The organism is Nostoc sp. NZL, assembly GCF_015714705.1.
Lineage (GTDB): Bacteria > Cyanobacteriota > Cyanobacteriia > Cyanobacteriales > Nostocaceae > Nostoc > Nostoc foliaceum_A.
In genome coordinates this window covers 1-14104 of the sequence record NZ_WBKL01000148.1, presented here as the reverse complement: position 1 = coordinate 14104, position 14104 = coordinate 1, and the positions used below count along the sequence as shown (strand labels likewise).

Genomic DNA, 14104 nt, shown 5'->3' with positions numbered 1-14104 from the left:
GATGTGTAATTTGTTGAAGCTGTCCAGTTCACCAAACAATAACTGGATACATTACAATGCCACACGCTAATCAATTTTCCAAAAAACAAACAAGCCAGCATAAAAATGCTATTGGTATTTTTGCCGATATTCAGAACGTCTCTTCAATTAAAAGTAAGGGTCATTTTTTGCTGGAATTTGCCCAATCTAAGGGGCGTATAGACTGGAAAAATGTCTACTATAATTCACAGTACATAGACCAGATTTTTACCAAAAATGAGCTAGAAATTCTTGGTATGAAGTGTGTTGATGTTCCTGATAATTCAAATAATAGTGCAGATTATCGATTGATTGCTGACTGTGTTCAAGCAGTTGCTTTTAATCCTTCTCTAAAAACAATTATCCTATTTTCAGGAGACTGGGACTATGCCGGCTTAATTTGTATTCTAAAATCTTTGGGTAAAAAGGTGATAATTTTTGCTCAAAGAGGTAGTGCTAGTCCAAATTTAATTAAACTGGTTGGTAATGATAACTTCCATTTTGTAGATGAATTACCTCAGCTAGTTGCCAATAGCAATAAGAATCAACCTCAAAACACAGATATTGTGTCTCAGATTAATTACAAAGACGCTATAGAGTATTTAATAGAAGCTATCAAAACTGTCTCAAGCCAAGGTAAGCCTACCGTATTTGGTCGCATTGATAGATTGATGCGTCAACGTTGTGCTAACTATCAAGGATACTTATCTATTTCTACAGATGATAGCAAAAAATTTAAGAGTTTTAGTCAGTTTATTGATGTTGCTGTCAAGGATGGCAAAGTCCGAAAGCAAAATCAGGAGTTGTTTTTAACTGAGTTAGATATACTGGCTGCCTAAAATAGCTTTTAAAAACCCAGTTGAATAAAAAACTGGGTTTTCCCAAAACACCGCGATTTGCGGTTTTTCCATGTCTGAACAAAAGAACACTTGTAAACTTTCCCAACAGTCAATTTCTGCAACAGGACACAAGATAAAATGCACAAACTTCTAATATTCCATGATGAAAAACTTCTGCGTCGTGCGCTTACTCACCGCTCTTATGTCCATGAAAACCCCGGAGAAGGCGAACATAATGAACGCTTAGAATTCCTCGGTGATGCCTTGCTAAATTTCTTAAGCGGCGAATATCTATACAAGTGTCACCCAGAAATGGGAGAAGATGAATTAACCCGGCGGCGTTCGGCGCTGGTAGATGAGAAGCAATTGGCAAAGTTCGCTGAAGAGGTAGGTTTAGACTTTAGGATGCGTTTAGGAAAAGGCGCTATTCGAGATGGAGGCTACCAAAATCCTAATTTGCTTAGTAGCACCTTTGAAGCTGTACTTGGTGCTTACTATTTGGATAATGATTCCAATATTGAAGCAGTTCGGGCAATTATAGAACCACTATTTGATTCTGTAGATCCTAAGCATATAGTTGTGTCTCGTTCTAATGTAGACTCAAAAAATCGTTTTCAAGAATGGGTGCAACGCAACGTTACTCCAACTCCTCCCAAATATTTCACGGAACAAATAGGAGGCCCTTCTCACGCGCCAGAATTCATAGCAAAAGTATTGGTAGATGGAAAAATTTACGGCGAAGGTAAGGGACGTAATAAGAAAGATGCAGAGAAAGCTTCTGCTGAGGATGCGCTAGCTAAGTTGAAAAAACAAGGTTTGTTGTAATCATGTTTTTTGATTTCACGCAAAGGCGCAAAGAATAATTTTACGTCTTGGCGCGAAATCAACTTTCGATTTGTAAAGGCAAAATTACAGTAAAAGTAGAACCAACGCCTACCTCAGAGACTAGCTTAATTTCACCTTTGAGTAGTTTTACTAAGCGGGAGACGATCGCTAATCCCAATCCTGTACTATCAGCGAGATAGGGACGATCGCTTGAACTTACGCGAAAATAAGGTTCAAATATCTGGGCTTGATTTTCGGATGCAATGCCAATTCCAGTGTCACAAACTGCGATCGCACATCTCTGGTTCTCCAACACCTGACACATTATAATAATAGTCCCCGACTCTGTATAGCGAATCGCATTACTAATAAGATTTGTAATAATCTGTTGGCATTGAAAAGAATCTGTGATTAATTCTTTGGGAGCGCGATCGCAATCTACTACGACTTTTAAATTTTTCCCAGCAGCTAAAGGTTCCAACATTTCACAAACATTATTGATTAATTCACGCACATCTGTGGGTGCTAGTTGGAGTTTTATCTGCCCTGAGTCATAGCGCGAAAGTTCTAACACATCATTGATCAGATGGAGTAACTGTCTACCGTTGCGTAGCACTCGCTCAATATGTTCTAAATTGCTATAGTTATCTTTTATCTCTGTTTTGCGTCGTTGTTGGCGTAAAAACAAATCCGAGTAACCAATAATAGAAGTTAGTGGATGTTTCAATTCGTGGGCTAGTTGTGAAAGATACTCTTGATTGGCGCTAATCAAGCGCGTGAGTTCTTCATTGTGGAGTGTTAATGATGACTGCAACTGCTGTAATTCTCGCAACCGCTCCTCAACATAACTCTTGAAACAGCGAGCGATCGCTTCGTCTATAATAGCGTCAATCAAACGCATGGAACGAATTATCTCTACAGGTGTTCCACTCAATAAATCTGATTGTATAGTATCAAATATTACCGTTCGCAGCAGATGATATTCTGTAGCTATTTCTGCTGGATCAAAGCCTTGTTCGGCTCGAATAGCTCCATGCTGGAAACTAGCAGTAACTATTGACTGAATATCATTATCCTGAGATTTTGAAAGCACTGTCACCATCGCTTTCAAAACATCAGGGATGTGATCCTTTACTGCTGTATAAGATAGGTCATCAGCACTTTCAATCCGTCTATCCTTGCGAACTGCTAGAATCCATTTATCGAGGATGGTGTCCGTTTTTTCAGCCAGTACTTGACTAAAATCCATTATGTTAAATATCAGCTAAGAGATAAATGAGTAAACTTCCATATGCAATTAGTTTAGCGAGTGCAATGAGTTTTTACCAAAGTTAGTGATATTTTTCACCTACCAAAAGGAATAGATTGCACATCCTCTTCTAGTTGTTGAGCAATTAAGATTGTATAAAATTTTGCCAGTACATTATATTTCTTTTTAAAAAATATTAATTAGGTATGTAACATTCTTAATGCTTGGCTCGACTATATTGTTTAGTAGTCTGTGTAAGGAGTTCACTCACAACTTAACTAGCAACACAAGTTTTAATTATTACTACAAATTAAGAAATAACACTTGATTTTGGTATTTTAATTAACAACATTTATCATAAGATAGATGGCTTTTACTGAGCATCGATGTTATATTGTCCATAATTTAGTATCCATTAGAGTAAGTCAGCCTAATTCAGCGTGTCACAGTGCATAACGCTGGAGCGGAGGAACCAAATTGTGGGGCGTATCTCATAGAAAGTGAGGAGTTGAGAGTGAGGAGTTAGGAATTAAATAAAATTTAGTAACCCATAACTCATAACTCATAACTTTCTACAGAAGGGCATCTCTCAGCCCTAGCCCGTCAGCTAACTTCGTAGGCATTGAGAGGAGACTGAAGAGACGGCATTTTTACAATGTTCCGATCTCATCAGTGTCCAAGGCTGGTACTGCTCGGCTTTTTTGTACCTGCACTTAAATCTGTTGAGGTTGTAAATGATATTCCAATTAAATTTAGCAGTGATCGCAGCGATCGCTGGACAAGCTGCCTGGAAAAAGGCAAGCCCTGTCATCCTTAGAGATGTCTTCATTCTACCTGTATTGGGCTTCTTGGGAATAGTTGTGTTGTGGTGGATTGTTGCACTTGTCAACCATGAATTGATGCCCACCCCACCAGAAGCGTTCATCGCTAATCTAGACTACATCTTAAATCCCTTCTACCAGCGAGGCCCAGGCAACTTGGGAATTGGTTGGTTGTTAATAGCAAGTCTGCGCCGGGTATTAATAGGCTTTTTGTTAGGTGCGGTAGTAGCGATTCCTCTGGGGTTTCTCATTGGCATGTCCAGACCGGCAATGCTAGCACTTAATCCGATCATTCAAATTTTTAAACCTGTATCACCCCTAGCTTGGCTGCCCATTGCCTTAGCAATTTTCAATTTGGCAGATCCTTCAGCAATTTTTGTCATCTTTATTACTTCCCTATGGCCAACAATTATTAATACCGCTTTAGGTGTTTCTAGTGTTCCCAAAGATTATTTAGATGTGGCACGAGTGCTAGAAATGCCCCGTTGGCGGCGGATTACAAAAATCATTTGGCCTGCAAGTTTGCCATATATTTTTACAGGTTTACGAATTAGTTTAGGGATAGCTTGGCTAGTAATCGTTGCCGTGGAAATGCTCACAGGCGGTATTGGTATCGGCTTTTTTGTCTGGGATGAATGGAGTCGCTTAAACCTGAGTTCAGTCTTTTTAGCTGTGTTGATAATTGGTGTAACTGGGTTAATCCTGGATTACGCCGTTGGCAAAATTGAAGAATTAGTAACCCATCGCCCTAAAACTTCCAACTAACAAAATTTGGCTGCTATCAAAACAGCAAGATGTAACATGACTCTGCGCTTGTAGCATGAGCAATTAATCACCAATGGAGCTACAAAAATGGGTGATATTAACTGGACTCGACGAGATATTATCAAGGGAATAGGAGCAACAACAGCGGGAATGGCGCTTTCCTCCTGTGGGATTTCAGGAGATAGATCAGCCAAAGGATTGACAGAAGAAGCCTTAGCTGTACAACCAGTAGTTAAAAGCGGCGACCTAGAAAAAGCCGATCTTACAGTTGGTTACGTTCCCGTTAATGATTGTGCACCATTTGCGATCGCCTGGAAAAAAGGCTTCTTCCACAAGTATGGTTTGAACGTTACACTCAACCGCGAAGCCAGTTGGGCTACTTCCCGCGACGGTTTAATTTTTGGTCGCTTGGATGCTTCACCCGTTGTATCTGGTGCAGTTACCAACGCCAGAATTGGTGCCGAAGGCGCACGCCACGCCCCTTTGTGTGCAGCCATGACCATTCACCGCCACGGTAACGCCATGACAATGAACAAAGCCATGTGGGATTTTGGGCTGCGTCCGTGGTATGAGTATCAAGAAAAATATGGCGATGGTGCTTTAGAAGCCTTTGGGCGCGATTTCCGAGGCTACTTTGACAAGCAACCGCCAGAAAACAGAGTTTGGGCAGTAGTATTAAGTTCCTCCATTTACGAATACTTTATCCGTTACTTATCCGCCGCCGCAGGTGTTGATCCGCTTAAAGAGTTTCGCGTCATCATCGTTCCGCCACCCCAAATGGTAACAAACGTGCGGATTGGTGCAATGCAAGCTTACATGGTTGCAGAACCCTGGAATACACGGGCAATAACAGGTAATGAAAACATCGGTTTTACCTTTGCACAAGGTAAAGAAGTCTGGTTGGGACACCCAGATCGACTTTTGGGGGTGATGGAATCTTTCATCGACAAATATCCCAAAACCTATCGTTCTTTAGTCAAGGCGATGATTGAAGCCTGTCAGTATTGCAGCAAAGTAGAAAATCGCCAAGAAGTAGCCGAACTAATAACAGACCGTTCCTTTACAGGTGCTAGACCTAACAAGAAAGATGCGCCAATTGCGAAGTTTACAAGTCCGGGAATTCTCGGCAACTACAACTATGGCGGCTTTGATGGCAAAGACCGCACCATCAAAGCCGCTGACACCACGATTTTCTTCGATATTCCTGACAACCTTCCCAAACAGCCAGCAGAACACTCAACATTTTTATGGAGATCAAGAAGTATCTGGTTGATGACACAAGCAGCGCGGTGGGGACAAATTAAAGAATTCCCCAAAAATGCCGAAGAACTAGCAGAACTTGGTTGGAGAACAGATTTATATCGGGAGATAGCGTCTGAAATGGGCATCGAGTGTCCCAAGGATGATTACAAGGTCGAACCACCAGAAGTATTTATAGATAAGAAAGGCTTCGACCCCAGCGATCCGGTGGGTTATCTGAATAGTTTTGCCATCAGGGCTAATGCTCCCACTAACTTTTTCATGTCTTAAATCTAAGTTCAAATATTGACTGATGACTAAATTATTTCTGGAGCGTTTCGATGATGGAATATACCTCATTACCTATTAATACACAGACCGAAGTTATGCCCCGCACTGGGTTTTTAGAAATTGAAAATTTAGTCAAGTCTTATCCGACACCTGATAAAGATAACTTTGTCGTTTTAGATGGAGTTAATCTGACGATTGGTGAAGATGAATATATTTCTGTAATTGGTCACTCTGGTTGTGGAAAATCAACCCTACTAAAGATAGTAGCTGGTTTAGAAAAAGCCACTTCCGGCTCAGTCCGGCTAGATGGGAAAGAGATTCGTCAGCCAGGAGCCGAGCGGATGATGGTATTTCAGAACTATTCGCTGTTGCCTTGGTTAACCGTGCGAGAAAATATCCGGTTAGCTGTGGATGAAGTGCTAAAAAATGCTAATCGGGCTGAAAAAATCAGCATTGTAAATCAACACTTGGCAATGGTAAACTTGACGGCGGCGGCTGACAAATATCCCGATGAAATCTCTGGAGGTATGAAACAACGAGTAGGTATTGCCAGAGCTTTAGCAATTCGTCCTAAAATGTTGCTGATGGATGAACCTTTTGGGGCACTAGATGCGCTAACTCGTGGCAAATTACAACGGCAGGTATTGGATATTTGGGAAAATAATCGTCAAGCAGTGATGATGATTACCCACGATGTAGATGAAGCAATTTATATGTCCGATCGCATCGTCTTGATGACCAATGGCCCATCTGCTAGTATAGGAGAGATTTTAAAAGTTCCTTTTGAGCATCCACGCGATCGCGCCGCCATGCGAAACTCAAAAGAATATTTTGAACTCCGCAACCACGCCCTAAATTTCCTTGACCGATATTTTGCCCAAGACGAGTAAATTAGATTATCATTTTTTTTAGTGGGTAGCCTAATTCAAATTCATGAAAGCTGAATTTGGAACGGAGGAACCAATGTTTGGGGCTAATCTTACGAGAGACACCTTCCAGTCTTAGCCCGTCAGCTAACTCCGTAGGCAATGGAAGGAACCCCCAAGACTTTGGCTGTAATACAGTTATTATTGGGGTTTCCTTGACTGATTTAAGATTTGAACTTTTGGTTATCATCACTCAATCTAAAATCCAAAATCTTTTGACTGAGTGTAGCCGTTCGCGTAGCGTTCTGCAGGAAAGTCCAAAATCTCAAATTAATCGCCCTGCTTCTCATTACTAATTAATTTCATTGGGAGAAGTAAAACTGTGCAAATTAAGCCAATGTTAGCACGTCTGCAAAGTGCCACAGGCCGAGATGACTTAATTGAACAAATGGTACTGTTGCCAGAACCAAAAAAACCTTTTTCTAAAAAACCTCAAAAAGCAAAAGCAGTTAATTTAATTGTTGCCTATGACGCATCTCCTAACAGTCATACGGCGCTAGATATTGCTTTCTGGATTGCCCATCAAACGCGTTTAGCCACCAATGCAGAAGTCACAGTTCAAGCCGTTTATGTGCTAGAAGACAATCAAAGCAGCCAGTATCCAAATATCTTGAGCTTTCCACAACAACAGCCTTCATTGGAATGCCAAGTTAATGAAGTATCAAAATCTGCCACACTGGTATTAAGTCAACCCCAATTGCAGACAGTAGTAACTCCCCTACAACAAGCAGATATAATTCTCTGGCAAGCCCGAAGTCTGGCTGAAGAATGGCAGGGTTGCTTCAAATCTCATTTGCGGTTTGGCTGCATTTACACAGAACTTACCAAAGTTGTTGAATCAGAAACTGCCGATATTCTGTTTTTAGGTTGCAACTCTGTTAATCATCCGATGATTGAGGCACTAGGTTCTAATTTTCCCTGCGCCGTTTTGGGTATTCCCAGTTGTATTGATGAATAATCACTGTTCAGAATTTCAGTAATTTTTATCCAATTGTAATGATAGATAAGTCACCTACAACTAGGTGACTTTTTTCGCTACTATGCAACCAATTAAACTTCGAGAGGTAAGGTGTGGAAAACTGGCAAGCAATCCTCAGCGTAATTACATTTATAAGCGTCATTGTTTTAGTAATGACGGAATGGGTACATCTCACCATTGCGGCATTGTTGGGAGCATTGTTATTAGTTTTTACCAACGTCATGACTTTAGAAGAAGCTGTTGGTTATATCGGCAACAGTCATGGAACACTCGGTTTATTCTTTGGAGTTATGGTCTTAGTGCGGGCTTTTGAGCCTACAAAAATATTTGATTATTTAGCTACTCAAATAGTACTCATAGCTAAAGGACAAGGCAAGCGTCTATTACTTGGTATTGTGGCTATCGTTACACCCATCTGTGCAGTTTTGCCAAATGCCACAACAGTAATGTTGCTAGCACCTTTAATTCCCCCAATGGCTCAGGAAGTTGGGATAAATTTCGTACCCTTGTTGATTTTAATGGTATTTGTTGCTAATAGTGCGGGATTGCTGACTTTAGTTGGAGATCCAGCTACATTTATTGTTGGCGATGCTGTGAATATTAGCTTTACAGATTATTTATTGAAGTTGAGTTTAGGGGGAGTAATTGCCATTGTCATAGTGATTGCAACACTACCATTTTTATTCCGAAAAATTTGGAATACACAGTTAGATAATCTTGAGGAACTACCACATCCACAAATCAATCATCCACGAGCTTTAAGCGTCGGTGCAGTTATAGTATTTTTCGTCCTGCTATTTTTTGTCATCGGAGAATCTCTACCAGTTCCGATCTCACCTGCTGCCGCAGCTTTGTTAGGAGCAGCTTTAGCTTTGCTTTTATCCCACCATAGTAAAATCGATTCAGTTAACAACATTCTGCGGGATGTAGACTGGAGTACATTGATATTTTTTATGAGTATTTTTGTGCTAATTGGAGGGTTAGAAAAAACAGGTGTAATTAATGGTTTATCAGGAGTATTGGCAGCGATTTTAGGAAAAAATATTGTGCTGGGTTCCCTATTTTTATTATTTTTTGTGGGGATATTATCAAGCGTAGTGCCCAATATTCCTTTAGTGGTGGGGATGGTGCCATTACTCAAACAATATATTGTTACTGTCGGATTAGCACCTGCCGAAGTTTTAGCACAAGACTTTCAAGGGCAGTTTCCGCCAGAAGTATTACCTCTGTTTTATGCGATGATGTTTGGTGCAACTTTGGGAGGTAATGGCACACTAGTAGGAGCATCATCTAACATCGTAGCCGCCGGTATTTCTGAGCAGCATGGACGCCGTATATCATTTAAAACTTTTCTACACTACGGTATCCCAGTGATGGTATTGCAACTTGTAGCTTCGGCTTTGTACGTGTTAGTTCGCTTTTTGCTCTAGATAGAGAAGGGTCAAAGTAATTCAGTAATTCATATTATTGATAATTATGCTCTCTACAACACGCTACGCGTAGCTTGCTTCCCCACAGGGGTACGCAGACTCGCTACGGTTGCGCGAACGTAATTCGTAAAATACGTTCGCGGACTTCCTAACGCTGCGCTATCGGTGTTAGCTTCTGAATTTATCACTCATAGCGTAATGCTAGCTAGTTCGCAAAGGCCTTGCAAACAACCAAATCAAAGATTATTGTAACGGCTTGTACTCTCTTCAATTATGAATTAGTAATTATTTGGTCAACCTAATTAAAGATAAAATGCTCAGGAGATAAATCCCCGACTTTTAGTGAGAAGCCGGGTTTAGGGTTAGAGTATTTATTTATACTCCCTTACTTATCAATCCTGAGCTATTGCTAATATCTAATTAGGTGTAGTACGTCCCTTAAGACGCTATAACCAGCTAAATCCCAAAGTAAATAGGCTAGAAAACCAATTGCTGCCAAGCGACCATTCCAAAGTTCGGCTTGAGGTGTCCAACCAAATAGGAATGCATTACGATCTACGCCGTTGTAAGCTTTAGCAACAGGTTGTAAATCAGTAGAAGAACGAGTTTCTTGAGTTGCCATTTTTTTTCTCCAAAATCTAGTAGATTTTTAGGTGTTTAGTTTCTAGTAGCTAATCAGATGTAAAACATCGCGCAAGACGCTATAACCGGCTAAATCCCAAAGCAAATAGGCAAGAAAGCCAATTGCTGCCAAGCGACCATTCCAAATTTCGGCTTGAGGTGTCCAACCAAATAGAAATGCATTGCGATCTATGCCGTTGTATTCTGGTGCAACAGGTGGTAAATCAGTAGAAGAACGAGTTTCTTGAGTTGCCATTTTTTTCTCCAAAATCTAGTAGATTTTTAGGTGTTTAGTTTCTAGTAGCCTTTGTTTTGTTCTCAACAATTCATTTGTTAACTTTAATGTACCTGTTTATAACTAGACTGCTTTCTGCCTGTAGGCACAAACCGCAGGCACTTCTTATGGACGATTAATAGAAACATCTTGTTGTAGACAAATCCACCTTGGGAGGGTGAGCAAAAATTGATATGTAAAAAAATGTAAAGGTTTCGTGAGAAACTATAATTTAAACAGAATCAATCGCTATAAATAAGCAATTAAAAATTAAAAACTAGCCATACATAATTAATAGTAGGTGGCAATTTGATTAAGATTTCCACCGAGAGATAATAAAAGTTATATCTTCCGCTGGATACACTTTTCAATCTTTGGAGAGATGCTTTAGACAGCTAAATTCCAGGATTCTGAGCTAAAGAGTTAGGTAATGCCATAGGTACAAACATAAATACTAAGAGTTGCTTCTCAAGAAATTCTTAATTCCCCAAATTTAAACTTAAGTAGAAGGAAATACAATGTTCCAAAGTACGGAAATCATGCTGGGACTCTACAAACCACTATTGTGGGTGGCACAGATTCCAGTAGATCCCTCAAATGTCACGCCAGCACAGGCATCGGTTCTCACTTCCGGGCCGCGCTTTTTTGTGGCTTTAATCTCCGGCGTGATCCTAGCCTTTGCTTTCCAATTAGTTTTAACTAATCTCTCCCTTGCAGCCGGTATTTCCTACCTGGGGCACTCATCTGACTCGGATTCAGATACTGGGGAAGCCGGAAGTTTGGGCGGTAACATTCGCAAAATTGGCACCGCAGTGGGGATTTGGACATTAGTCACTGTGACGATCGCCTTATTAATCGCTTCTTTTCTCGCGGTCAAATTAAGCCTTGTAATCTTAGACCCAGCATTGGGGGCGATTCTCGGTTTGGTGATTTGGGGCGCTTACTTTTTGCTCCTTGTCTGGGTAAGTTCCACCACCGTGGGTTCCTTAATTGGCTCAGTCGTCAATACGGCAACTTCCGGTTTTCAAGCGATTATGGGTACAGCTACCGCCGCACTGGGCGCAAAGGCTGTAAATAGCCAAGTGGTAGCGACAGCTGAAGCCGCCGCCGCCGCTGTCCGCCGGGAATTAGGCAGCGCCATCGACCCTGTGAGTATCCGAGAGAACATAGAGGATTACTTAGACAAGCTGCGTCCTCCAGAACTAGATGTGTCAAAGATTCGGAGTGATTTTGAAAATTTACTCAACGATCCGCAATTAAAAGCGATCGCAGGGACTCCAGATATCCGCAACATCGACCGCCAAAAGTTTATCGAGTTAGTCAGCAGTCGCACCGACCTTTCTAAAAAAGACGTTAACCGGATTGCTGATACGTTGTACAAAGTTTGGCAACAGGTAGTGAGCCAGCAACCACCCACCCAAGACCGCATGGGTGAGTTAATGGATTATCTGAAATCACTTCCACCAGGACAAAGCAAGACAGATGAACTCAACGCCAAACTGGATCGATTAGTAGCAGAAATGCGTGACTCTAAAGAAGCTGACCAAAAGGCGGTTCCAGGGCCCATTCAAAGTACACTCCAGCAAGGACTATCCGCCTTAACCGGCATTGTGTTGGGACGTACAGATTTGTCTGATTTGGATGTGGAAAAAATCTTGCGTAGCCTCACCACCGCCAAAGAAAAAGTCACCCAACAAGCAGATAAGCTAGGTTTGCCAACACCATCAGAACCCTATAGCCCAATTCGGGCTGATGTCGAAAACTACCTGCACAACACTTATGCTTGGCAACTGAGTCAAGAAAAAATCGCCCAGGAATTTCGTGATGTCATTTACGACCCAGCAGCTGATCCTGGAATCGTCCGCAGGGAATTAGAACGACTATCTCGTAACGATTTTGTCAATATCTTGCAACAACGGGGACTACTTACCCAAGCCCAAATTCAGCGCATTGCAGATCAGCTAGAAGTTGTCCGCAAAGAAGTGCTAGTGACAGTTACAGGTATCGAAGAAAGAGAGATAGTCCAAGACTTGCAACGTGCAGTGGAAAGTTATCTGCTCGTTACCCCAAAAGCAGATTTGACTCCCGTTGGTATTGAGCAGAATTTCAAACCACTGTTGCAAGACTCAGAGGCAGATTATGAAACCCTGACATTGAGACTAGCCCACCTTGAACGTCAGGAAATCCGGGAGATATTGCTGGAACGGAATGATATCCAGCTATATGAAGTAGACAGCATTCTGGACGAGTTGGAAAAACAACGCGATCGCGTCTTGGTAGAATCCAAAGGACTGGCTGAACAGGCACAATATCAAGCAGAAACCCTGTGGCTGAATGTAGAATCATATCTGCGTAACACAGGGAAATCAGAACTCAATCCTGATGCCATCCGCGCCGACTTCAAAAAGTTACTGGAAGATCCCCAAAGTGGAATTACTTCTATTCGGGCCCGATTGTCTCGCTTTGACCGCGATACTTTGGTGCAATTGTTGAATCAGCGGCAAGATTTGAGTGAAGATCAGATTAATCAAATCATCAATGCTGCTGAGGAGTCTTGGCATAGTATTCGCCACACACCCCAAGCTGTTGTGGATAAAGCGAAAGAGCAATACGACTCTGTTACTACCACGATCGCAGATTACCTGCGGAATACTGGTAAACAAGAACTCAATCCTGAAGGTATTCAGCGAGATTTGACCAGATTGTTTGAAAATCCCAAAGAGGGAGCCGTAGCACTGCGCCGTCGGTTGTCGCAGGTAGACCGGGATACACTGGTGAAATTGCTCAGTCAACGCAAAGACTTGAGTGAAGAACAAGTCAATGAAATCATTGATTCCACCCAAACTTCGATTCGTAACTTTGTCCGTGCGCCTCGTCGCCTAGCTACCCGGACACAGCAAAGAGCAGAAACATTCAAAGCTTATCTGGAAGAGTATCTGCGCCAAACTGGCAAGGAAGAACTTAATCCTGAAGGTATTAAACGCGACTTGCAACTACTGTTACACGACCCACGAGTTGGAGTAGAAACTTTTAGCGATCGCCTTTCCCATTTTGACCGTTCTACCATCATCGCCCTGCTGAAAATTCGGGAAGATATTTCCGATGAAGAAGCTGCACGGATTGCCGATAACATTGTGTCCGTAAGGGATCAATTTGTCGAACAAGTGCGGAATATCCAACGAGGCATTCAAGATGCAATTGACGGGGTTTTTGCCCGCATTCGCAACTATCTCAACTCTTTGGATCGCCCAGAACTTAACTACGATAATATCAAGCGCGATGTCCGCACATTTTTTGACGATCCCCAAGCGGGGTTTGATGCCCTGCGCGATCGCCTGTCTTCTTTTGACCGTGATACCCTAGTGGCAATTATGAGTTCTCGTGAGGACATCTCTGAGGAAGATGCCAACCGGATCATCGATCAAATTGAACGGGCCCGCAACACAGTATTACAACGTGCAGAACGCATACAGCATGAAGCCCAACGCCGCCTAGAACAGGTGAAGCATCAAGCACAACGGCAAGCGGAAGAAACCCGCAAAGCCGCAGCTTCAGCATCTTGGTGGCTGTTTGCCACAGCAACCGTATCTGCGATTTTCTCTGCATTAGGAGGAGTGATTGCTGTAGTTACGCAGTAGGTTGATAAGTTTTCTCCGCTAACTTTTAAGCCTCCCATCATGGGAGGCTTTTTTGTTCCGCAGACTTACCAAAGAGGCAGGGGAGCAGGGGGAAGAGGGCAGGGAGAAAGATACTGGAATTAGCCTGCCACAAGGGTTAGAGAGCAACTACATTCATGTATGGTGATTCCCCCCCTGCTCCCCGCCCCC

Annotated in this window: 11 protein-coding genes and 2 riboswitches; of the genes, 8 read left to right on the top strand and 3 right to left on the bottom strand. The window is 42.1% G+C overall.

Annotated features, from left to right (window positions below; translation table 11 throughout):
* Positions 1-56: 56 nt before the first annotated feature.
* Together F8R90_RS20680 and rnc are read left to right on the top strand one after the other, a co-directional pair.
* On the top strand, positions 57-857 hold the full coding sequence (locus F8R90_RS20680; protein WP_196512243.1) for an NYN domain-containing protein: 801 nt from the start codon (positions 57-59) through the stop codon (positions 855-857).
* A 138-nt stretch (positions 858-995) separates the two neighbouring features.
* Positions 996-1682 (top strand): ribonuclease III, encoded by a 687-nt coding sequence (rnc, locus tag F8R90_RS20675; RefSeq protein ID WP_196512242.1) that lies wholly within the window; start codon positions 996-998, stop codon positions 1680-1682.
* Between the two features lie 58 nt (positions 1683-1740).
* Here rnc and F8R90_RS20670 read toward each other — a convergent pair whose 3' ends face one another.
* A complete protein-coding gene (locus tag F8R90_RS20670) occupies positions 1741-2931 on the bottom strand; it encodes a sensor histidine kinase (RefSeq protein WP_196512241.1) in 1191 nt (396 codons plus the stop codon).
* Between the two features lie 417 nt (positions 2932-3348).
* Positions 3349-3568: riboswitch (cyclic di-AMP (ydaO/yuaA leader) on the top strand.
* Between the two features lie 97 nt (positions 3569-3665).
* Between F8R90_RS20670 and ntrB the strand changes: the two genes are divergently transcribed.
* The 5 genes from ntrB to F8R90_RS20645 all read left to right on the top strand — a co-directional run bounded on the left by ntrB (position 3666) and on the right by F8R90_RS20645 (position 9382).
* Positions 3666-4517, top strand: a complete 852-nt coding sequence (ntrB, locus tag F8R90_RS20665; protein ID WP_196512240.1) for a nitrate ABC transporter permease — start codon at positions 3666-3668, stop codon at positions 4515-4517.
* Positions 4518-4604: 87 nt separating this feature from the next.
* Positions 4605-6047 (top strand): ABC transporter substrate-binding protein, encoded by a 1443-nt coding sequence (locus F8R90_RS20660; protein WP_196512239.1) that lies wholly within the window; start codon positions 4605-4607, stop codon positions 6045-6047.
* A gap of 53 nt (positions 6048-6100) precedes the next feature.
* The gene (locus F8R90_RS20655; RefSeq protein WP_196512284.1) at positions 6101-6937 is read left to right on the top strand and encodes an ABC transporter ATP-binding protein; all 837 of its coding nucleotides are present in this window, start codon (positions 6101-6103) and stop codon (positions 6935-6937) included.
* A 38-nt stretch (positions 6938-6975) separates the two neighbouring features.
* Positions 6976-7090, top strand: a riboswitch (cyclic di-AMP (ydaO/yuaA leader).
* A gap of 220 nt (positions 7091-7310) precedes the next feature.
* Positions 7311-7931, top strand: a complete 621-nt coding sequence (locus tag F8R90_RS20650; RefSeq protein ID WP_190890775.1) for a universal stress protein — start codon at positions 7311-7313, stop codon at positions 7929-7931.
* Between the two features lie 113 nt (positions 7932-8044).
* A complete protein-coding gene (locus tag F8R90_RS20645) occupies positions 8045-9382 on the top strand; it encodes an ArsB/NhaD family transporter (protein WP_196512238.1) in 1338 nt (445 codons plus the stop codon).
* A 409-nt stretch (positions 9383-9791) separates the two neighbouring features.
* On the opposite strand, the gene F8R90_RS20640 is transcribed toward F8R90_RS20645, so the two are convergent.
* Both F8R90_RS20640 and F8R90_RS20635 read right to left on the bottom strand, forming a co-directional pair.
* Positions 9792-10004, bottom strand: a complete 213-nt coding sequence (locus tag F8R90_RS20640; RefSeq protein WP_196512237.1) for a high light inducible protein — start codon at positions 10002-10004, stop codon at positions 9792-9794.
* A 42-nt stretch (positions 10005-10046) separates the two neighbouring features.
* Complete coding sequence (locus F8R90_RS20635) at positions 10047-10259, bottom strand: high light inducible protein (RefSeq protein ID WP_190890516.1); 213 nt, start codon at positions 10257-10259, stop codon at positions 10047-10049.
* Positions 10260-10795: 536 nt separating this feature from the next.
* Between F8R90_RS20635 and F8R90_RS20630 the strand changes: the two genes are divergently transcribed.
* On the top strand, positions 10796-13915 hold the full coding sequence (locus F8R90_RS20630) for an MFS transporter (RefSeq protein WP_196512236.1): 3120 nt from the start codon (positions 10796-10798) through the stop codon (positions 13913-13915).
* Positions 13916-14104 lie beyond the last annotated feature (189 nt).